This window comes from Aerosakkonema sp. BLCC-F183 (assembly GCF_041929145.1).
In the GTDB taxonomy this organism is placed as follows: Bacteria; Cyanobacteriota; Cyanobacteriia; order Cyanobacteriales; family Aerosakkonemataceae; genus Aerosakkonema.
This window is the reverse complement of record NZ_JBHFNU010000112.1, coordinates 85,488-106,505: the sequence shown is the minus strand read 5'-3', so window position 1 is coordinate 106,505 and position 21,018 is coordinate 85,488. Positions and strand designations below refer to the sequence as shown.

The window sequence follows — 21,018 nt, the reverse complement described above, 5'->3', positions numbered from 1 at the left end:
CGATCGCAAAATTCCCATCCCTTAAATTTTTTTTGACGACAATGACGACAATAAAGTAGCTCTGCTGTATACCCAGGCTTTCATCTTGGCCTATTCCGTTTCGTAGGTATTAACATTCAGGCAAAAATATTGTTGACGATCGCGATTAATATTTATACACAAACTAATACAAAATAATTAACATTTTTTGATAAAAATGAATAATTATAACGCTTCTATCTAAAGGCATACTCTGTAAATATATAAAAAGAAAGATGCCATATTTGGTTACATATGTATCTAAGTAAAGACAAACTCCAACATATCAATACCATTGCCCACGAAGGCAAAGTGGTAATTGTCGCTACCGATGCCGATGGTAAAATTTGGTACAGCATCAAACAAGACGGCTTTGAAGACAGCTACCTCAACACACCCCCGGATGAAAGAACTGGCTGGGAAAGTTGGCAAGAATTAGAATTTCCCAATGAAGACGATGACCAGTCAGTTATTGACCAAGAAACCGCAGAACTGACCGATGCAGCCAATCCCAGCAGTTTTGTGCTGCGTTCTCGCTACAAAACCTTTGACCAAACTGCCGTCGCACCAGTGCAACTGCTTTCTGCTTTGGGTCACGTTTATGTGTTTCGCCAATCTCAAACAAATACCCTCCTGGTAGACCGATTTGTGTTAGATGGCATGACCAATAAACTAAACCGCAAACTAGAAGTGCGGTTCAAGCGCAGTCGCCAGAAACACGAAGCCAGTAAAAACATGAAAAAAGGAGCCAGTGGACTCGTCAATATTGACACCCTGGACTTCCGAGATATCAATGGTAACTTTTTCTACGAACCTACCACTGAATTAAGTTTAATCAATAATCTGCAAAACGGTTGGTTTTCTGTGGTATTGGTTCCCACCATCGAAAATGACGTTTATCGCTGGCATATTTTTGCCTACAACAGCCAAACCAAGAAAGTCGAACTGACAACCCTGCTAATGTCAGATGAAGGGCTGTTTGATGTTCAAGATTACACCGTTTTTGAAGAATCCAACGATAATCTAATTCCCCGTAGTCTGCCAGGGATTATCAAACGTATCTTAGATTTAGGGACTTTGAGTGTTGTTAACGGTTTAAGTGCTACAAAATACGACGTACAACGGGAACAGCAAACTGACGAAGGGATGCAGCTATTGCGGGAAAGTACTAAAGTCATGTTAGCCATTCCCACAAACACCGGGAATGTAGCAGCTTTCAGTTTTGCGGTAGCAGGTGATGGTACATTGTCCCAAATTGCTCCCACGGCGACCGAGAAAATTTGGCGCAATACCGCTCGTCAAGTGTTATTACCCTTAAACACCTTAGATAACGTCAAAATCATTGGCACAACCACCCCACCTCCCCAAGGACAAATTACTCGTTTAGAACAGGGAGAAGAAGATGCAGTCAATGTCATTTCCTCAACGTTGACAAACCTCGATCCCACAAAAATTAACCAAGTTAAAATTACTGGCACTCGGAACTACAATAGCTTCCAACAAGGCATCACCAAAATTGATAATGATGTCTTTGAAGTAACACCACCAACTCCGGTGTTAGGAAACTGGGAAGTTATCCCCGAAGAACAAACGGGGTTAGTTTTTAATGGTGCGGTGATCGGTTGTGAAATCACTCCGACAGGCAAATTAAGAATTACCGCCTTCAATCACGGTTTAAATACTGGAGAATCAGTCCAGATTGTCGATACCAGAGATTATAACGGCACCTACACCGTCACGAAAATTGACGATAAAACCTTCAGCCTCGATGATATTAAATGGCAAACGGGAACAGCCGTTAACCTAAAAATGGAATCGCTGAAACGGCGAGGTTTGGTTTTTGATGGGGGAGATGATAAGGTGCAAATTCCCCCTGAAAGTATGCCCGTTGGGAATCAAATCACGGTGACCTTTTGGGCTAAAGGAGGAAATTCCTTACCTAATTATAATTCGCTGATTTATGCCACTGGTGCTAATAATGAGCGAGTTTTGAATATCCATTTTCCTTGGATCAACGGCACAGTTTACTTTGATTGTGGAGCCGATGCGAGTGGGTTCGATCGAATCGATAAAGCCGCCCAACCTACCGATTATAAAGGACAATGGGTTCACTGGGCATTTACCAAAAATGCCACCACCGGAGAAATGAAAGTCTATCGCAATGGCACACTATGGCATAGTGGAACTGCCTACAAAAGACCTCTGCCCAAAACAGTGAGCTTGGTTTTAGGAGGTGGTTACGAAGGCACTGTTTCGGAACTCTGCATCTGGAAAGTCGCCCGCACAGAAGCCCAGATCCGAGATACCATGTACCTGCAACTGACAGGCAAAGAAGTCGGTTTAATGGGTTACTGGCGATTAGGTGCCGTTGTTGAAGATGGTGAAGATCGTCAAGTTCTTGATTTTTCTGTTAATGGTAATGATGCCATTGTTTATGGCGGTGCTTATGTTAGTGCTGTGTCCCTATCCCGCAACCTTACGGGTACAACAACTCCTGCAATTAAATACGAAAATGAGGAACTGTTTGCGGTTTCTGAAGGGGCAACTTACGCCGAAGACTTTGAGTTTAAAGTCAATCCTGCGGTAGACCCCAATAATGTTGATGGGCAAAATAACAAGATTTTTGCAATTACCTACAAGGGCAAAAATAATCGCAGTTCTTTAGACTGGATTAATATTACGCCTAATGCCACCGAATTTATCAATCTAGGTAACGGATGGTATCAAGCCAAATGCCGCTTTGTTATCCCTGATGGAGTGTCTTTAGTGCGCTCTTTTGGCATTGGTAATCTGAAGGGTTCTTGGACAACGTTGGATATTCGCAAACAAACAATTCAGTTAATATCTGATGTAATTACTGAAGCCCGATATACGGACACCGTTAGCTTAACAACTTTGGCTGATAATCAGTTGTCATTAGAAGGCAAAGTGCCAATGTTGCGGGTGAAAGAGCAACAAGAAGGGACGCTCCTCGTTGAAAAGCGGGATATAGAAAGCAAACTGGCGGTTATTCTTGCTCAAGAACAAATTTCATCTACCCAACTGCCGACCTTAATCAGTGCCAAAAAAACTGAAATCAGCAATCAACAAGCTCTCATCAGTAGTCTCCAAAGTCAACTGAGTCAATGCCAAACCAAATACAATGCTGAAGTAGGCAACTTGTTTAACTACTGGTGTAAATTTATCTCTCGGATGTGGTTGAATGAAGAATGGACAGCCCATTTCGATCCTTACACAGAAATCATGGCGGGTAATAGTAATATCAGTGGCAAGTACATTGATTTTAAATTTGAACCTGCTGACTCCGGTTATTATCGCATTGTTAGTAGCTATGGCAATCGTACCCTGAAAATTCCCGTCCAAGGTGAGCCGATCAAAGCGGATCTGAATGCTGACCCTAACTCTCCGATTTACCATTGGAAGTTCGAGCAAATTCCGGAAAATTTCTGGTTGATTCGGACTCGTCAAGACAATAATATGGTCGTTGACTTTTACAATGGTCATAGCGATCGCCGGATTGGGATTTGGCCTAATGGTGGAGTAAGCAATCAGCAGTGGAAAATTGTCAATCTGGGTCGAGTCAGCAATAATAATATTGCCAATGCCAAACAAGCCTTGGACAATAAAACCATTGAGTTACAACGAGCGCAAGAAAAATTAATTCAGTTACAAAATGAACTGAAAATTTTAGAAACTCCTAGCACTGACCTAGCGGCACAGAAAACCCAACTGCAAAATCGTCTGCAACAAGTTAATGCTTTACTGACCTCCGTTCAAACTGAGATTAACACCTTAAATACTGACTTTCTCAATGGGGTGAGAACCATCCAGCAAACGCCCCAAACTATGCCTCAGATTGCTAAAGATGGGAAGGGTTTGGTGACACAGGGAGCATTGTTAGGGTTTGTGCGTCCGGCTAGTGGACTCAATGCGATCGAAACCTGCGAAGGCAATGTGCAACTGAGTTACTTTGATAAACAAGGACGGATGCGACGCACAAACTATGATGCGACTGCTGATAGTCTGAATACCGCCTTTGAGCAGTGGATTCCCAATACTCTACGACCCTGTTTGAATTTTAGCAATGACAACAGCATCGTTAAATTGAATCAACCCCTGTCGCTGACAGCAGACTGGAGTATCGAAGCTTGGTTCTGTTATCCCTTACCACAAACCGCCAAATGGAATACTCTCATTCGGGGGCAAAATGCCGATCAGCACATTGTCGTCAGCAAGGATAAAAAGTTAGGAATTTACCTGACCGATGACCCCCTGAAACAATATTTTTATGACTGTGGTTTTAGTATGGGAGCATTGTCCACAGGTTGGCATCATCTCACGGTTGTTGGTGAGCGAAATACAACTCGCTTCTACATTGATGGTAAAGAGGTGGGTGATACTAAAGCCAAAGCCTTAGTTGATGCTCAAGTCGATCTCAGTAGCGATCCCAATAATGCCACATTCAAGCAAAAGCTAGAAGATATCAAGCAAGCGAGTTTGAAACCGATTGGCGATGTTTATGCGATCGGCAATAACCATCTCATTGCTAGTAGCCAGCCTCCCGACTATGGGGTAATGAAGTTTGATGGGGTCAATGACCATATTAAGACTACAGCCAGAATGCCCAGTGGTAATGAAATTACCATCGAATACTGGTTCAAGGGGAGTAGTCTACAATCTGCCGTCAGACAGCAAGAAGGTGGTAGTGCGTTTATTGTTGCAGGCTGGCAAGGTCTACATATTATTTCTACAGATGGGGGTACTACAGGTATCAAGGTGGGAGACGCTGCAACCAATGGCAGTTGGCACCACATAGCCATGACTTGGAAAGCGAACACCGTCAACGGATTTGTCAGCTATCTGGACGGAGTGCTGGTAGCCCAAAGAACGAGTGCGAACGTAGCACTACCTACCTTTAGCGCTAGCCAATTTATTTTCCTCGCCAGTATCTGGGGTACTGGAGAGTTTACCAACGGTCAACTTACAGAAGTCCGCATCTGGAACAAAGCCCGGACTCAGGCAGAAATTCAAGCGGATATGCGTAAGCGACTGACTGGCAAAGAAGCAAACTTGGTGGCTTATTATCCTTTAAATAAGGTAGAAAGCGGAAAAGTCTTAGACCTAGTGGCAGGCAATCATGGCACTGTATTTGAAGCCATAAACGTCACAGATCAAACCCTAGCACTTACCCCCGTGCCCGTGATGCAAGGCGAGCAATTTGGTAAAGTTGCAGAAGTTCGTATTTGGGGAATGGCTTTGAGTGATGAGGAAATTGAAGCCAATAGCCGCACCCTCATTAGTGGGAATGAATCCGGTTTGTTAGCTTACTATCCCCTGAATGAAGCCACCGGAACTGACATCCGTGATAATTCCGGTAATGGTCAACACGGGACGCTGACGAATGCTCTTTGGTGGGCTTGTGTGGCACCGATGGGTCAACCGAGTAGTGACACACCGAATAATCAGGTGATGAAGTTTGATGGGGTCAACGATCACATCACCTTACCCGCAATGAACATCGACTACTCCCAAGGATTGAGCTTAGAAGTCTGGGTGCGTTACAACAGCTTTAAAAATTGGTCAAGAATTATCGATTTCGGGAATGGTGCGCCCGCAGATAACATTGTCTTAGCTAATCCAGGCACGAGTAATACGCTGGGATTCTATGTCAATCGGGGAACTGCTCAACAGAATATACAAGTTCCAAATTTCTTAGAAGCTGGAAAATGGATGCACATTGCTGTCACTCTTGAACCTTCTGGAAGTTGCAAAATTTACAAGAACGGTCAGCTAATCCAATCGGGAACTTGTCAAACTCCTAATAACGTGAACCGCACGCTTAATTACATCGGACGGAGTAACTGGGCTGTTGATGCCTATTTTGATGGACAAATGGCTGAATTTCGCTTGTGGAACAAAGCCCGTACAGAAGCCGAAATTAAGGGTAATCTCAATAAGCGGCTGACAGGTCAAGAGTCGGGTTTGGCAATTTATTTGCCTTTAGATGGCATTTTGACCAACAAAGTCTTAGACTACACCGGCATTAATGATGGTACTGTCACCGAAGCGACCATTGTAGAAGATATTACTGCCCCCTGGTTAAGCATTGGCTCTTCTGTAGTGAGTGCAGAATATAGCACGATTACCATAGACCAGACGACGGGGCAAAGAACGGCGATGATGCGACGGTTGTTTGCTTCTCCGACTCTCAATGGTGTGAATCTATTCCCTGACAAACCCCTGGAAACCTTGGAACTCAAATGGATTGGCAATGCCCAATTTGCTCCCACTTTGCTCGGTTACATCGAAGGAGCTCCCCCTGTACCCACTGAAAACCTCACCTTAGCCGATGATTATAACGGTGCAACTTCGGTGGAATTAACCATGACTGAAGATGTGGAGTTTAATTGGACGCGATCGCAAGATAGTGGTTTGGGGGCGGCGGCTGAGATTTTCTACGGTGCAGCAGACGAAATAACTATAGGTGCCGGATATGCAGTAACAGTCTCTGACAGAAGAGGGTTCAAAGGCAACTTCGAGTTCAGCTACCAATTCCAGAATGAGAGCAGTATCACCTCTAGCTCATCCCTGAGTATGACCGATAAGCTGGAATTGCGCGGTACATTTGAAGACGATCCCAAATTCCCCCATTTAGGCAACCGATTTATTCCCAAAAATATCGGCTATGCGTTGGTGGTTTCAGCTTTGGCAGATGTGTTTGTCACCCGACTGGCTCGCAGTAAGAAAATGGTTGGCTACCAAACACTACCTGTAGATGGCATTCCCCCCGATGTTAACACCATCACCTTCTTGATGAATCCGGCTTACACCATGAATGGCAGTTTGGATGGTATGACCGGAAGCTCTGCCACTAGCCAACGCTTCTTTAAGCACGTTCCCGAAATGCGATCGCAGTATGGTTCTCTCTATCCTGCCAGTTACTATCGCTTGCAAGAAGCCTACAATCTCAAACGTCAAATCGAAGCGGATGACAAACGCCGGGAATCTTACTTCAATAACTTTAATGTGCGGACGATTGATGAAATCTCTTTAGATCGCAACATCAATAGTGGTGATGCACCTACCACTATTGGAGTACAACGGGAAGAAGACAAACCGACTACGGTCGCGACTGCGGAGGAACAAACGGCAAAGGCTGAAGAATTTCAAGCTCAAAGTGCGGCAGCTTCTCAGGAAACAAGTGCTGCTGCCAAGGCTAAACAGGCGGAAATCCAAAGTAAAATTACCGACCAGGATAAACAAGTACACGCGATGGCAAGTTTTGACGGCTGGCAGCGCAACATGGAAAATATCCAAATTCGCGCCGGGAAACGCAACATTGTCAACACCTACGTTTGGGATGCTGACGGTGGACTGCGAACTGAAGCTCAAAGCTTTGCCAATACCGTCGAACATACCATTGGTGGTTCTTATACTATGGCTGCTGGGTTAGGGACTGAGTTTGAATTCGAGTTGGGCTTTGCGGCAGAACTAACCGCCCAAGCTACCGTTAACCTGACTCAAACCATGAGTAAAACTGAAGCTCGTAGCCGGGGTTTTGAGTTGAATATCGACTTGAGTGGTATGGAAAATAAAGGGGTGACTGATTATAACGATAACCCCATTCTGCCTGGAGAAAAAGTCGATCGCTATCGGTTTATGAGTTTCTATCTCGAAGGTAGTACCCAAAACTTCCAAGACTTTTTCAACTATGTGGTTGACCCGGAATGGCTGCGTAGCAATGACGAGGAAGCACGGGCTTTGCGTCAAGCTCAAGCGGGTAAACCTAACAAAGCTTGGCGGGTGTTGCACCGTGTCACTTATGTAGAACGTCCAGCACTGATGGGCTTTGGTCGTGATGTGCGTCAGTTTAAAGTTCGGGATGAAAATGTGGGGATTGGTAAGGTCATTGTTGATGTTGCCAGTTTACAACAGAAGGTCGATCAAATTCTCGAATGGATTAGCTCACAACAGCAGTAATCAGCTAGGGCTATTTTAGCCATAACGAGATCGCCAATTTTTGAGAGGTGAGACTCAACATTCTTGATAGATTTGTTGAGTCTCACTTTTTTTCTGACTTCTGGTATTGCCACTGCCGACGATCAAAATTCCAAGTCAAGTAATTTCCAAACTTTTATCCTTCTAACCATTGCTCAAATATCGCAACTTGGGACTTTGTTGGCTTTAATTTAAACTCGTAAGTTAGGTTAAACACAAGGGCGATTTTCCTAATTTATATTAACATATCTACTAATCGATGCAACGCTTTGTAGAATAAAGTCGCTCTCTTATATGCGAGGCTCTAACTCCAGTTTTCTCGGTAAATTTGACTGAAAGCTAGACAGCATAAGCTTTTAATAGCTATGCTAATTGCGATCGCACAGATCGGCTCAATCTCATCAGATGCAGTGCTATCGGTAGATGCGAAAGCCTCAACGAACTGGGTCGCTCTTCCTCAGAGACACCTGAAAATGGGAGCAGTAGCGAAAGCATGGAAATATTTTTTACAACAGGAGCCGGGACGATGGCTGAGGAAGCAAACATAACCCCAGATGAGACAGTCAGAGAAAATCTCGAAACCATCTTATCCAGTATCAATGATGGATTTTTTGTATTGGATCGGCAATGGCGATACACATACATTAACAATCGCCAAACCGAAATTATGGGAATGCGACGAAAAGACGTACTGGGCAAAAATATCTGGGACTTGTTTCCAGACACCATCGACACCGAACTCTACATTCAATTACATCAAGCTCAAGCAGAACGAACCTCTGTACGATTCGAGTATTTTTATGCCGCTTGCAATCGTTGGTTTGAGAACCGAGTCGATCCTTTAGAAAACGGAATAGCCATCTTTTGTATAGACATAACCGATCGCAAGCAAGCTGAAGAGGAACTCCAAGAAAAACAACGTTTTGTACAGCAGCTTGCCGACATGAGTCCCGCATTATTGTACCTCTTTGACGTAGTTGAACAACGCAATGTTTATATCAACAGGCGATCGCTCGAACTGCTAGGATATCCACCAGAGACTGCGCTGGCAATGCGATCGGACTTCATCACTCAAGCGATCCAGCCAGACGATCGTACCAAAATCGCAGCTCATCTTGAACGGCTGAGTGCCTCTACTGACGGCACTTTCCTGGAAATTGAATACCGGATGCAGCACCAAGATGGCTCATGGCGCTGGTTTAGCAGCTGCGATACAGTATTTAATCGCACACCCCAAGGACAAGTTCGTCAAATTTTAGGTACGGCTCAAGATATCACCGATCGCAAACAAGCAGAAGAAGCATTGCGGGAAAGCGAACAGCGCTTCCAAGCATTCATGAATTACAGTCCTGCTTCTGCGTGGATAGCAGATAAAGATGGTCGTCTTCTTTACCTCAGCCCCACTTACTTTCGGATGTTCCAATTTCCCCAACAAGATGCCGTGGGAAAAAACATCATCGATATTTATCCGGCAGAGTTTGCCAAAAAATTTATAGAGAACAATCACCAAGTTTTTCAAACTAAGCAAGTCTTTGAAACAATTGAACCAGCACCCCGACCAGACGGCAGCATAGGGGAATTTCTCGTGTATAAATTCCCGATTATCGGCAGCAATGGAGAAACACTTCTTGCTGGAGTAGCTGTTGACATTACAGAGCGCAGGCGAACAGAAGCCGCACTGAAAGAAAGCGAAGAACGCTTCCGGAGAATTTTTGAAAATTCTCCCATAGGAGTTTCTATAATTGACATTAATGGTAGGTTGATTCAAGCCAATAAAACCTATTGCGAAATTTTGGAATATAGCGAACAAGAACTGAGAGAATTAACATTTGCAGACATAACTCACCCAGAAGATATGGAAGCCGAATCGGGCTATATTCGGCAATTATTCAATCGGGAAATATCCAGCTACAAAATAGAAAAACGTTATTTTAATAAAAACGGTCAGATAGTGTGGGTAAATCTGACAGCTACGGCTGTTTTTAACTTGCAAGGAGAGCTTCTTTATGGTTTTGCAATGGTTGAAAATATCACTTGTCGCAAACGAACCGAAGCTGCATTGCGAGAGAGCCAAGAATTATTCCAAAGTTTCATGAACCACAGCCCGATCGCTGCCTTCATTAAAGATGAAACAGGGCGATACATTTATGCAAATTCGTGGGTGCAGCGCGTGTATCAGCGCCAGTCAAGCGAGTTGATCGGCAAAACAGATTTTGAGTTGCTTCCCGTTGAAATAGCCCAGCAGTTTCGCACCAATGATGTGAATGTTTTAACCAGCGCTCAGCCGCTCCAGATTCTAGAAAAAATTGCACACGAGGATGGGGAAAATTATTATATGTCCTTCAAATTCCCCGTCAGCAATACTTCAGGACGACAATTGCTAGCGGGAGTGGCAATTGATGTGACCGATCGCATCCGCGCTGAAGAAGCATTGCGTCGGCGAGAACAAGAATTACGTTCCATCGCCGACGCAGTACCCGCCTTGATTGCTTATGTCGATACTGAAAAACGCTACCGTTTCAATAATCGCAGTTACGAACAATGGTTTGCAATTCCTCCATCTGAGATTTATGGTAAGTACCTGTGGGAAATAATGGGCGAATCTGCTTACGAGCAAATTCGCCCTTACGTAGAGCAAGTCTTATCCGGTCAATCTGTTAGCTTTGAAAACCAAATTATTTACAAAAATGTAGGAATGCGTTCTGTTAGTGTCAGCTACATTCCTCAATTCGATCGCCACGGAAACGTAGACGGATTCGTAGCATTGGTAAACGATATTACCGATCGCATCCAAGTCGAACAAGCCCTCAGAGAAAGGGAACAACGCTTCACTACCCTATTCAACGGTATGGAAGATTGGGTGCTAGTTTATCACCTGACTGCGGACGATCGCCCCGGACAATTAATCGAAGTGAACGAGCAAGCTTGTCAGAAATTAGGGTATAGCCGAGAAGAACTGCTAGCAATGTCAGTTGCCGATATCATCAGTTCAGACGCGATCGATCCCAAGCTAAGCGTTCAAAACTTGTTGCACCAAAAACATATAGTTGTCGAATCTCTACACATCACGAAAGACGGTCAAGTCATTCCTGTAGAAGTCAGCGCCACCTTATTTACATTAAACAATTTGCCCACCGTACAAGCTATTTGTCGCAATATCAGCAAACGCAAACAAGCAGAAAATGAACGAGATCGACTGTTAGCGCGGGAAAGAACAGCGCGGGAAGAAGCCGAAGCAGCTAACCGCATTAAGGATGAATTTTTAGCAGTATTATCGCACGAATTGCGATCGCCCCTTAACCCAATTTTAGGTTGGGCAACGTTGTTGCAAAAACGCAAGTTTGACGAGGAGACAACCGCTCGTGGTTTGGAGACGATCGAACGCAATGCCAAATTGCAAACCCAACTGATTGAGGATTTGTTGGATGTCTCCCGGATTTTGCGCGGGAAGTTGGTTTTGAATGTCGCTGCGTTGAATTTGGTCAGCACGATCGCAGCTGCCGTAGAAACAGTTCAACTAGCAGCAGAAGCAAAAGGCATTCAGATTCAAACTTTCCTTTCTGCAAACGTAGGACAAGTGTCCGGCGATGCTACGCGCCTTCAACAAGTTGTTTGGAATTTACTCTCCAATGCCGTTAAGTTCACCCCAGCAGGTGGAAGAATTGAAGTTCGTTTCCAGCTAGATGGAAACTACGCTGAAATTACTGTCAGCGATACCGGTAAAGGGATCGGTCGCGAGTTTCTACCGTATGTATTTGAGTATTTTCGTCAGGAAGATGGTAAAATAACTCGCAAATTTGGCGGGCTGGGACTCGGATTGGCGATCGTGCGTCATATCACCGAGTTGCACGGCGGTACTGTGTCTGTAGAAAGTCCAGGAGAAGGGCTGGGCGCGACGTTTACCGTCAGGCTGCCCTTGTACAAGCAGCTCGACAGCACGATCGACGATAAACAAGGCTATTCCTCATCCCTCCCTCTCGATCCCTCTCCCCTCGCCAAACTGCGAATTCTCGTCGTAGACGATGAAGCTGATATGCGGGAATTGGTACGAGTAATTCTGGAACAATCTGGCGCAGAGGTAAGATTGGCTGCATCCGCAGTTGAGGCTTTGGCTATCCTGCTCCAGTACAATCCGGATGTTCTGATTAGCGACATCGGTATGCCGGAAACCGATGGCTATATGCTCATGCGTCAAGTCAGAGCTCTACCGCCAGATAAGGGAGGTGAAATTCCGGCGATCGCCCTGACTGCCTATGCGGGCGAATTGAATCGGCAACAAGCTCTAGAAGCTGGTTTTGGGCGACACATCTCCAAACCCGTGGAACCGGAGGAATTGGTGCAGGCGATCGCGGAGTTAGGGGTTAGGGGTTAGGGGGAGTGGGGGAGCGGGGGAGCAGGGGAGTGGGGGAGCGGGGGAGCGGGAAGAAATTCTTAATTTTGACTTTTGACTTTTGACTTTTGACTTTTGACTTTTAATTGCTTGACATTACTCTATTTAATAAAGGATAATAGTAGATTGTGTGTATAATCCTGCTCGGATCGGGTCAACACATTCCAAAAGCTAATGGATTGTCATTATTCATCAGTCATTTATCCTTTACCGATGACCGACGATCGATGACCGAGTAGCTACCTGTACGGCAACCTTATCAAACAATCTCATGGCTTACGCAATTATTGAAACTGGCGGCAAACAACTGCGGGTAGAACCGGGTCGCTTCTACGATATCGAACTGCTGCACGTCGAACCGGACTCAAAAGTCAGCATCAACAAAGTTTTTTTGGTTCACAACAACGGTGAAGTAACCATCGGTCAGCCCCTAGTTGAAGGTGCTACCGTAGAAGGCACGGTGATGCGGCATTTTCGCGGGCGCAAAGTACTTGTCTATAAGATGAAGCCCAAAAAGAAAACCCGTAAAAAACGGGGACATCGCCAGGAAATTACTCGCCTGATGATAGACTCGATCAACTTGAACGGTAGTGCGATCGCATCCGCCGAAGCCGCACCAGCTACTGCAACCGCCGCACCAGAAACCCCTGCTCCAGAAGAAACAACTGAGAACGCAGCAGAATAGATAGTAGTAGAAACAAACAAAGGAAATCATGGCTCATAAGAAAGGAACAGGCAGTACGCGCAACGGGCGCGACTCAAATGCCCAGCGTCTCGGCGTCAAACGCTTTGGCGGTCAAGTTGTCAGAGCGGGTAATATTCTAGTCCGTCAGCGCGGCACCAAATTTCACCCCGGCAATAACGTCGGACGCGGCAACGACGATACCCTGTTTGCCCTCATCGATGGCATCGTCACCTTTGAGAGAAAAGGTAAAACTCGCAAGAAAGTCAGCGTTTATCCAGCCGCAGCATCTGAAGCTACCGCTTCCGAACCTGTAGCAGCCGCAGTTTAACTAACGAGGGGTTCGGGGAGCTATAAGTTAAGGAATTGTAGGTTCGGTTGACGCCAGGAAACCCAACCCACGAAAACCCGAATTTCATGCTTATCCGAGCCGTATTAGACTGCTGACTTCATACAAGTTCGCAATATTTTCAGTCGGCACGATCCACAATTTCGATAAAATTCCTGCTTAGGGGCAATTTGCAAATTGCCCCTAAATTTATTCTGCAACCGAGCTTTATCAAATACCATGTTCCCCATTAATCGCCCTCGCCGCCTTCGCACCTCTCCTCAGCTTCGTCGCATGGTGCGGGAAACTACACTTACCAAAAGTGATTTAATATACCCCCTATTTGCCGTACCCGGTCAAGCAATTGCTAAAGAAGTGAAATCCATGCCGGGAGTCTACCAACTTTCGGTAGACAAAATTGTCGAAGAAGCAAAAGAAGTCTACGACCTGGGAATCCCTGCCATCATTCTGTTTGGCATTCCTGAAGATAAGGATGCAGATGCGACTGGGGCTTGGCACGATTGCGGAATTGTACAAAAAGCAGCGTCTGCTGTCAAAGCAGCCGTACCGGATTTAGTTGTGATAGCTGATACCTGTCTGTGCGAGTACACCAGTCACGGTCACTGCGGCTATCTGCAAACAGGTGACTTGATGGGCCGGGTGTTGAACGATCCAACGCTGGAATTGCTGAAAAAAACAGCAGTTTCCCAAGCTAAAGCCGGTGCGGATATTATCGCGCCTTCGGGAATGATGGACGGTTTCGTGCAAGCAATTCGGACTGCTCTGGATGAAGCTGGGTATGAAGATACACCGATACTTTCCTACGCAGCTAAGTATGCTTCGGCTTACTACGGGCCGTTCCGGGATGCCGCCGAGTCAACACCGCAGTTTGGCGATCGCAGAACCTACCAAATGGACCCAGGCAATTCTCGCGAAGCCCTCAAAGAAATCGCACTCGACATCGCCGAAGGAGCCGATATGCTGATGGTAAAACCGGCGCTTGCCTACATGGATATCATCTGGCGTGTCAAAGAAGCTACCAACTTACCTGTAGCTGCGTATAACGTATCTGGCGAGTACTCCATGATTAAGGCAGCTGCTCTCAACGGCTGGATCGATGAAGAACGGGTAGTCATGGAAACATTGACCGGCTTCAAGCGATCGGGTGCTGACTTGATTTTGACCTACCACGCCAAAGACGCCGCCCGTTGGTTGTAGTCAGCAGACATCTCCTCCACAAGAATCTCGGCAGGCAGGATGCCTACCCTACAAGACTTTTTGGAGAGGTCTCATAAAAAATTGAGGATTTCAGATTGCAAATAAGCTCTTTAAATCTGCAATCTAAAATTTGCAATCTGAAATTCCACCTATAGATACTGTTACAACGAAAGAGAGCCCCAATAGTATTGCCGTTAAGTTTTGTCCGAAAAGCCCGTAATGGCAAAATTTCAGTGCGATCGAACACCAATCGACGCCAAACTGATTAGTAAAATGACCCGGTAAGAGACTCTAGGTTATCGACAAAGATGAATTCTAGTGAGATTCGGTTCTGCGATTTGCAATCGCAGGTAGACCTCAACCAACTCCAGGAGTTGTTTAAATTAGCAGCTTTTTGGGCGCAAAACCGGAAAATAGAAGATTTAGCAGTTGCGATCGCCAACAGCGATCCCGTCATCAGCGTTTGGGATGAAAATCGCTTAATCGGGTTTTGCAGGGCTAATTCAGATTGCGTTTACCGAGCCACAATTTGGGATGTGGTAGTTCACCCAGACTACCGGGGTCTAGGTTTGGGACGTAAAATGATCGAAACCCTTCTCAATCACCCCCGGATTGTGCGGGTAGAACGGGTATATCTGATGACTACGTATCAACAAGGCTTTTACTTGCGGCTGGGCTTTCAGTTTCCCAACCCCAGTACCACAATGCTGCTATACAACAAACCTCAAGCTACCAGTTCCCTTGCCACGCCAGCTATGGTGTCTGGGGAGTCACCAAGGGGATAGAACATTGCAAGCGAGTCAGATGAGACTGCTCGCTTGGTGAAGGGACTGCCAAAACTTCCAAGCGTCCCTTCATTAAATCCAAAAGAGTTTGGCTAATCAGTAGAGAAAGTCCGGGTGAAAGCGTAAAATTTTCATCATCTGACTTATCGGTTGACTTATCGGTTGACTTATCGGTTTGGGGAGGAGACTCGAACAAGTCGATCGGCTCGCTCCAAGCACTCGCCGGACGCTCATCTTCAATCACAATGCGAACATACCCGGACGCCAAATCGGGATCGGCGGAAACCGCCACACTACCTTCCTGCATTAATTTCAGCGGCGTGTCTACCAGATTGAGCAGCACCTGGCGCAACCAGCGAGGGTCTGCCAAAACGTAAATTTCTGAGTCAGCAGGTGTTACCTGAAGACGAATATTGCGATTTGCCGCCAGGAGATGGGTCAAATCATAAACTTGCGCTAAAACCTGAGCTAACTGCAAAGGTTGTATCTCCAGCTTATTTGTGCCGTACTCTGTTCTGGCAACGTTAAGAATTTCATCGAGAAGCGTTACCATCTTCAGGGCAGAGACGTGAGCTTGCGCTACAAATTCGCGCTCTTCGGCTTCATCTTCGCACAAATCGGACAAAATGATCTGATGCAGACCGATCAGGCTATTGAGCGGCGATCGCAATTCGTGAGAAATCCGAGCCAAAAACCCAGCTTTAAACTGGCTCATCTGGGCTGCCATATGGTAGGCTAGCTCAGTTTTCTGCAATTGTTGTTTGAGGGCAAATACTTCCGAGTCAGAGTCCATCAAAACCTCTAAAGGGGACTCCCGTTAAGCTATCGCTCTAACAGGAGAGGAATTTGGGGCAACAAGTAGGGTTCGATGCCCTACTTGTTGCTAACTAATATCACTTCCGCTATAGTTACAAGTATATAGTGGAATATGTTTATATTGTTAACTCAAACCAACAGACTTAAACTGAATAGAAGCGAGCAAAACGTTTTGAGACAGTTGTGTCGGTTGTCTAAAAACCTTTACAATGTCGGGCTTTATGCAGTGCGGCAATACTTCTTTACTGAGCGTAAGCACTTGCCTTATGAAGGGGCTTATCACATCTGTAAAACCAACGAAAACTATAAATTGTTGGCAACAGATGTCGGACAACAAACACTTAAAGTAGTAGACCGAGGTTTTCAATCTTTTTACGAACTCATTCAAGCCAAGCAAAAAGGTAGGTTTGATGCAAAAATAAGCCTCCCTCGCTACTTGGATAAAGAAGGATATTTCGCTCTTATTATTCCGATTCGTGTCGGCTAGTTGTGTTACCACAAAAAATTAATCTTTTATCATTGATGGGAAAAAATTGAAATCTTTCAATCAGTGGTATAACAAACGTAATTACGAATGGCAATCTATGAAAGACTTGCAAGGGATTAAAGGGATTACGCATCAACAAGCTAGATTGACTGATAGGCGCAACCAGAAAGTTAGATATTACCTCAACAAAACGGCAAGCCCTACTTATCAATCACTGTATTGAGCAAGGAATTAACAAAGTTGTTGTGGGTTACAATCTGCGGATTAAACAAGAATTAATCTCGGACACCGCAACAATCAAAACTTTGTTCGTCAGCTTGACAGGAGAATATCAACAATTCAGCCTATCAAACTTCCAACTTTACCGCTCCCTGTCGTAATATTTCCCAACTATTGCCAGTCCATTTGGCAACACTAGAAGGAATACCCTCGCCTGCATTTGTCAATTCCAATTCAATCGCAGCAAGAGTCAATACTTCCGGAAACTGGGCCTCTATTTCTGACATTGTTTGCAAAGCTGGCTGACCGGATAAATTGGCGCTAGTAGTGGCCAGTGGGCCAGTCTGGGCCAGAATCTGCCGAGCGATCGCACTGTTAGGCACTCTTAACCCGATTGTGGAGGGGTCAGCCGGATTAACTGCTGGCGGCACTTTTGCCGATGCCGGTAATACTAAAGTTAACGCACCTGGCCAGTAGCGATCGGCTACTTTCTCCCAAAGTGGCAATTCTTCGGCAGTTCCGCGACAAAAAGGCCACAGGTCATCGGACGACGCCCCCATCAAAATCAGCGGTTTATCTTGCCCCCGTCGCTTCGCCTCAAAAATTAAATCCGACCTATCAGGACGCACCGCCAGTGCTGGTACCGTGTCTGTAGGAAAGCTTACCAGAAAGCCAGAACGCGCTTTATCTATGAGGATATCGAGAGAAACTTGGGTCATCGGTCTCAGTCATTGGTTTTTACTCATTAGTTATGCTCTATCTTTCCGTTGCAAAACAAGAGAATTTCCCCGCTCTCGATCTTAATTCTGTGTAACTTTTGCAGAAATTGACTTGCAAACCTACAGTAGCGATCGCGTCATGTGGCAACTTTCTCAAAACAACCAAATCATATCATATCCGCGAGCATCACTGGCATAAAAAAATACGTTCCGAGCGGAGTTCTTATCTGCGTTTATCTGCGGTAAAAACTTAACCCCCGATCTCCACAGATAATCTTTCTGCATCCGCCCTGGCGGGGCGACAAAAAGCTGTAAAACCATTACTTCGTGCTGGTTTTACAGCTTTTTGTCAAAAAAAAAGAGGTCTGCTATTGTCAAGTAGACCTACTTAGGGCTTGCTGAAAAAGTAACAGGAAAGGAAAAGAATGAACAAACGGTTTTGGCGTTACTTCTGCCGCTGTGTACCAGTCCATCTTGTGCCGGTTAGGAATCAAGCGGACCTAACAACAAGCTTCCAATCGATTGCGGGTCTTCGTTGAAGTAGTATTCGCGGATAGCCTCCACCATTTCATCGGTGGTGATATAGCCGCTGCCATCAGAATCGATCAGGCGGAAAGCCACATATGTATCGGCCTTTGGCACGTTGATCAACGTATGCATCCAAAGTTCATATTCCTCTAAACTTTGACGACCATCGCCATCGACATCGACGATGTCCATGACCGCCTCGCAAAACGGACGATAGCCTTGCTCAAAGTTTTCAGGGGTTACAAGCATACTGTTGGCAAATGCATTCTTGTATTCGGCTTCGCTGATACGACCATCTGCATTGGCATCGGCAGTGGTGACAAGACGCTGCCAAAGTTGCATGGTGAGGTCATATAACCGCTGTCGCGCTGCGGAATCAGGTCCATGACCAAATGCCTCGCACATCCTGGCAACAGCCTGCTCGAAATCTGTTTTCTCGACGTAGCCATTGCCATCAAAGTCATATCCTTTAAAACGTCGAGCGAGCTTTTTATTGAGAAATGGTGAAATGTTCATGTATTGATATTCTCCTTGTCGAGTTAAATGAATTAATGATAAGGTCAGTAACTTTGGACGACGAGGTAACGCATCCGCCACTCTACGAAAGCGTCGTTGCTCAAAGTAGAGTTCCCATTTGGGGCAGGGCTGTTTCATTAAAAAAAATTATAGTTCAAAGGAAGAATTAGTGACGAAAGAGGCAACAGTTTTGCAGTTTAATTTATCGATCGCAACGAGTGTACCGCGAGCATACGGTGCGGCGATGGCCCTCATCTACATATTTTCAGCGTTTTGTCAACCCAAAATTAGATGCGATTGACCTGCTTACACTACCAATGCAACCGGACAAGATATGACTCTTCTAACAGCGAATTGACCCATCAAAGGCGTAGACTATTAACAGCGATAAGCCAAAGCAAATCGATCAACTCCTTCTAAATCTGAAAATATCTGAATTTCATCATAATTTCCCTGATGTTGCAGCAAATCGGCGACAGCATCGGCCTGTCCTGCCATCATTTCAATTAACCATACACCACCAGGACGCAAATATTCCGGCGCTTTTTCTACCAGGTGACGAATGCAATCCAAACCATCAGTTCCACCATCTAGGGCAAGGTGCGGTTCGTGTTTGGTCACTTCCGGTTGCAGACTTGGCACCATCTCGCTGGGAATATAAGGTGGATTAGATATCATACCACTCAGCTTGCCTTTGAGATGTTCCAAAGGCGCAAACCAGGAACCTCGATAAAAATTAATTCTATTAGCAAATCCCAAAGTTTGGGCATTTTCCCGCGCCATATCCAGAGCGGCTGGGCTTTTATCTACAGCATGAATCGTAGCATCCGGAAACGCTTCTGCCAAACCGATCGCGATCGCGCCACTTCCAGTTCCCAAATCTGCCCAGTGGAGGACAGAGGGAGAATTGCCATTACCTAAAGTTTTCAGTCTTTGGGAAGATGCGATCGCCAAATCGATCGCGCACTCTGTCTCCGGACGGGGAATCAGGACTGCTGGTGAAACCTTCAGTTTAAAATGTCGCCAAGGAGCGATACCAGTAACATATTGCACTGGCAAGCGCTCTTGCAGACGCCGTTGCCACAGCTGGTTTAACTCCGGTAGTCGCAACTTTAACTTAATTTCCGGCCAATCCTTATACAATTCTAAACGCAGCGTCAAGCGATCGAGCCCAGCTACTTCCTGCAACAGCCAATCCACCTCTGTCAGCGGGACATCAGCTGCTTTAGCCGCAGCCAACGCATTCTGACGCCACCGCCACAGTTCTAAACCGGAAACACTTCGATCGTCCGCCATCGCTAAATGACAACTCGCATTTCACAAATAACTCTTGACAAATTAGCGATTTTGCTGTCTATTTGCAGGTGCTGATTGATTATTATTGCGAGCAGGCGCATTATTTCCCCTATTAGCGGGACGATTTTGATTTTGGGGGGAAGATTGTTGGAGCGATCGCAAAAATTGCCTAGCCTCCGGAGGAGGAACCAACATTAATTGGTTTAGCCAAGGGTCGTTTTTGCTCAACAAAGTTTGAATCACCCCTTCCAGATTCACCACCTGAATATCGGCATTAGAAGCTTGTTGGGGATTTTGTTGCTTAAACTGATTCAGCATATTCTGGGCATCTTCCTTACTGAAAAATACCGGTATTATCTGCTGCTCGCCCATTTCCGGAACCTGCATAGTGATGTATCCTTTGTCTGGCCCACCTCTGGCAATAAACAAAGGCACCCCTTCAAAGTTTTTATCTTGCTGACCGCTCTGCCGCAACAGCGCCAATGCTGAATCTACCTGCTGCTGCACCGGCACCACATCAAACACCAAACGTTCTGATTGGTTTTTATTTTCTTGCGCCCGCTGGTACAATTCTCCTAGTGACCTGGGTATTACCTGCATATTTCTTCCCAGTTCCGGTCTTTCAGTTCTCAGCTTGTTCAAAAAAGCCTCAGCGTCCTGCTGGCTCACAAAAATGCGAGCTACAGAAACATTGTTCTGCGCGTTGGCAGCATTCCCCCCTTGTTGATTGTTGACGCGACCGACCAGCAGTTCGCCAGATTGTGGATTGGCAACAATAAATACTGGTATCGGTCTGAGCTTTTGGACAATTTCCTCTTGCGTTAAAGCAAGCGCCCTCAGATTCCCGACAAACAAAGTGCTTAATAGGGTACTGCCAATCAAACCCAGGGTTGCACCCCAGCGAACAATTGATTTCATAAACTCTCCTGAAGTAATGCCATATTAGAAAAAATTGCACAGCACTTAACTAGGTATCCTATCGCAATCATTTTTAATTGGAATGTGGTGGCTGTTTAGT

At 45.5% G+C, this 21,018-nt stretch carries 13 protein-coding genes; 8 read left to right on the top strand and 5 right to left on the bottom strand.

Going from position 1 to position 21,018, the window contains the following annotated elements:
• Positions 1-273 precede the first annotated feature (273 nt).
• The 6 genes from ACE1CD_RS33220 (at position 274) to ACE1CD_RS33195 (ending at position 15,419) form a co-directional block, all read left to right on the top strand.
• Positions 274-7,998 (top strand): LamG-like jellyroll fold domain-containing protein, encoded by a 7,725-nt coding sequence (locus ACE1CD_RS33220; RefSeq protein WP_374827465.1) that lies wholly within the window; start codon positions 274-276, stop codon positions 7,996-7,998.
• A gap of 544 nt (positions 7,999-8,542) precedes the next feature.
• Positions 8,543-12,388, top strand: coding sequence for a PAS domain S-box protein (locus tag ACE1CD_RS33215; protein ID WP_374827464.1), 3,846 nt, complete (start codon positions 8,543-8,545; stop codon positions 12,386-12,388).
• A 289-nt stretch (positions 12,389-12,677) separates the two neighbouring features.
• On the top strand, positions 12,678-13,091 hold the full coding sequence (gene rplU / locus ACE1CD_RS33210; RefSeq protein ID WP_374794949.1) for a 50S ribosomal protein L21: 414 nt from the start codon (positions 12,678-12,680) through the stop codon (positions 13,089-13,091).
• A gap of 28 nt (positions 13,092-13,119) precedes the next feature.
• Complete coding sequence (gene rpmA, locus ACE1CD_RS33205; RefSeq protein ID WP_374794950.1) at positions 13,120-13,419, top strand: 50S ribosomal protein L27; 300 nt, start codon at positions 13,120-13,122, stop codon at positions 13,417-13,419.
• Between the two features lie 237 nt (positions 13,420-13,656).
• Positions 13,657-14,634 carry a porphobilinogen synthase gene (gene hemB / locus ACE1CD_RS33200; protein WP_374794951.1) on the top strand — a complete coding sequence of 326 codons (978 nt, stop codon included), beginning with the start codon at positions 13,657-13,659 and terminating at the stop codon, positions 14,632-14,634.
• A 308-nt stretch (positions 14,635-14,942) separates the two neighbouring features.
• Positions 14,943-15,419 (top strand): GNAT family N-acetyltransferase, encoded by a 477-nt coding sequence (locus tag ACE1CD_RS33195; RefSeq protein ID WP_374794952.1) that lies wholly within the window; start codon positions 14,943-14,945, stop codon positions 15,417-15,419.
• Here ACE1CD_RS33195 and ACE1CD_RS33190 read toward each other — a convergent pair.
• Positions 15,388-16,212: a sensor histidine kinase gene (locus tag ACE1CD_RS33190; protein WP_374794953.1), complete on the bottom strand. Its 825-nt coding sequence runs from the start codon at positions 16,210-16,212 to the stop codon at positions 15,388-15,390. The two genes, ACE1CD_RS33195 and ACE1CD_RS33190, sit on opposite strands and share 32 nt — an antisense overlap.
• 135 nt (positions 16,213-16,347) lie before the next feature.
• Between ACE1CD_RS33190 and ACE1CD_RS33185 the strand changes: the two genes are divergently transcribed.
• On the top strand, positions 16,348-16,722 hold the full coding sequence (locus ACE1CD_RS33185; protein ID WP_374794954.1) for a transposase: 375 nt from the start codon (positions 16,348-16,350) through the stop codon (positions 16,720-16,722).
• A 347-nt stretch (positions 16,723-17,069) separates the two neighbouring features.
• Here the strand turns inward: ACE1CD_RS33185 and ACE1CD_RS33180 are convergent, their stop codons facing one another.
• Both ACE1CD_RS33180 and ACE1CD_RS33175 read right to left on the bottom strand, forming a co-directional pair.
• The gene (locus tag ACE1CD_RS33180) at positions 17,070-17,660 is read right to left on the bottom strand and encodes an L-threonylcarbamoyladenylate synthase (protein WP_374794955.1); all 591 of its coding nucleotides are present in this window, start codon (positions 17,658-17,660) and stop codon (positions 17,070-17,072) included.
• A gap of 483 nt (positions 17,661-18,143) precedes the next feature.
• The gene (locus ACE1CD_RS33175) at positions 18,144-18,704 is read right to left on the bottom strand and encodes an EF-hand domain-containing protein (protein WP_374794956.1); all 561 of its coding nucleotides are present in this window, start codon (positions 18,702-18,704) and stop codon (positions 18,144-18,146) included.
• A gap of 169 nt (positions 18,705-18,873) precedes the next feature.
• On the opposite strand from ACE1CD_RS33175, the gene ACE1CD_RS33170 reads away from it, so the two are divergent.
• Positions 18,874-19,005 carry a hypothetical protein gene (locus ACE1CD_RS33170; protein ID WP_374794957.1) on the top strand — a complete coding sequence of 44 codons (132 nt, stop codon included), beginning with the start codon at positions 18,874-18,876 and terminating at the stop codon, positions 19,003-19,005.
• A gap of 77 nt (positions 19,006-19,082) precedes the next feature.
• Here ACE1CD_RS33170 and prmC read toward each other — a convergent pair whose 3' ends face one another.
• Positions 19,083-20,000 (bottom strand): peptide chain release factor N(5)-glutamine methyltransferase, encoded by a 918-nt coding sequence (gene prmC, locus ACE1CD_RS33165; RefSeq protein WP_374827463.1) that lies wholly within the window; start codon positions 19,998-20,000, stop codon positions 19,083-19,085.
• 42 nt (positions 20,001-20,042) lie between these two features.
• Positions 20,043-20,918 carry a Tic22 family protein gene (locus ACE1CD_RS33160; protein ID WP_374827462.1) on the bottom strand — a complete coding sequence of 292 codons (876 nt, stop codon included), beginning with the start codon at positions 20,916-20,918 and terminating at the stop codon, positions 20,043-20,045.
• Between the last annotated feature and the right edge of the window lie 100 nt (positions 20,919-21,018).